Source organism: Salinimicrobium oceani, from assembly GCF_012037645.1.
Window position 1 is genome coordinate 1 of the sequence record NZ_JAAVJR010000021.1, and the last position, 1,456, is coordinate 1,456.

2 protein-coding genes are annotated in these 1,456 nt (G+C 41.5%); one reads left to right on the top strand and one right to left on the bottom strand.

The features are described from left to right. Nucleotides 1–225: hypothetical protein (locus HC175_RS15050; RefSeq protein ID WP_209310001.1), on the top strand; the 225-nt coding region annotated here is incomplete at its 5' end. 229 nt (nucleotides 226–454) lie between these two features. Here HC175_RS15050 and HC175_RS15055 read toward each other — a convergent pair. After that, the coding region (locus HC175_RS15055) for a lysine--tRNA ligase (RefSeq protein ID WP_317172321.1) at nucleotides 455–1,456 on the bottom strand (1,002 nt) is incomplete at its 5' end.

Below are 1,456 nucleotides of genomic sequence, written 5' to 3' on the forward strand. Positions count from 1 at the left end.
CGAGCAATGGAAAAGATAGTGAATTTAGTAGCAGAAAAAGCAGGAATTACAACGGCACAAGCCCAAACGGCTGTGAATACTGTAGCAGGATTTCTTAAAGACAGAATGCCTCCCGCATTGGCGAGCCAGGTGGATAATTATCTTAAAGGCGATGCAGAAGGTGGCGGTGGCGGAATTGCCGGTGCAGCCGGAAAACTAGGCGGAATGTTTGGAGGGAAAAAGTAAGGCTTCAGAATTGAAAAAAATAAAGGCTGTCTAAAAAATATTTTAGATACGTCAACCTGAACCTGTTTCAGGTTCTAATCCTGAATCGGATTATACAATTCTGAAATAACAGAATGACGATCAATTAGATCTTTTAGACAGCCTTTTTTAATACCGCCCTAAAATTCCATTTTCAAAAGAAATTATTGGAATTTGGAATTTTTTATTTGAAAATTTTCCCATGGGGTTTTTATTCAAACCATTTTTCTACCTCGTCCAACTGCAGGGCAGCGATAGGTAATTTGTTCTTTTTGCGCAGGCCATTCAGTTTTTGATGTACTTGCGTGTGTTTTTGTTCTTTTAGCTTTGCAACGGTGCCAAATTCATGCATTACCGTATCAACCCACTCCTGCGGAACTCCAATCTTTATAAAATCTTCGGGTTTTGGAGTGGCAGCCTTCTTTTCCGGTCTCATTTGAGGGAAGAAAAGCACTTCCTGTATGGATTGTTTGTTGGTTAGGAACATGATCAACCGGTCCATTCCAATTCCGAGGCCCGAAGTTGGAGGCATTCCATATTCCAGGGCTCTAAGGAAGTCATGGTCGATGAACATGGCCTCATCATCACCTTTTTCCGAAAGCTTCAGTTGTTCTTCAAATCTGTTTCGCTGATCTATAGGATCATTAAGTTCAGAATATGCATTGGCGATCTCTTTTCCGCAGACCATAAGCTCAAATCTCTCGGTCAATTCCGGATTTTCCCTGTGTTCCTTACAAAGCGGACTCATTTCTTTAGGATAATCTGTAATGAAAGTAGGCTGTATGAAGTTGCCTTCACATTTTTCGCCAAAGATCTCGTCGATCAACTTTCCTTTCCCCATGGTCTCATCCACTTCAATGCCCATATCTTTTGCAGCTTCAAAAAGTTCTTTTTCAGACTTGCCTGTAATGTCAAATCCGGTGAACTTCTTGATTGCATCGGTCATGGTGATTCTGCCGTAAGGCGCTTTAAAATCTACCTGGTGCTTTCCGAAGGTAGCTTCTGAAGTACCATTCACAGCAACCGCACAATGCTCAAGGAGATTCTCGGTAAACTCCATCATCCAGTTGTAATCCTTGTAAGCTACATAAATCTCCATGGCGGTGAATTCCGGATTATGGGTCCTGTCCATGCCTTCATTTCTAAAGTTTTTGGAGTACTCATAAACTCCGTCGAAACCACCAACGATTAATCTTTTAAGATAAAGCTCGTT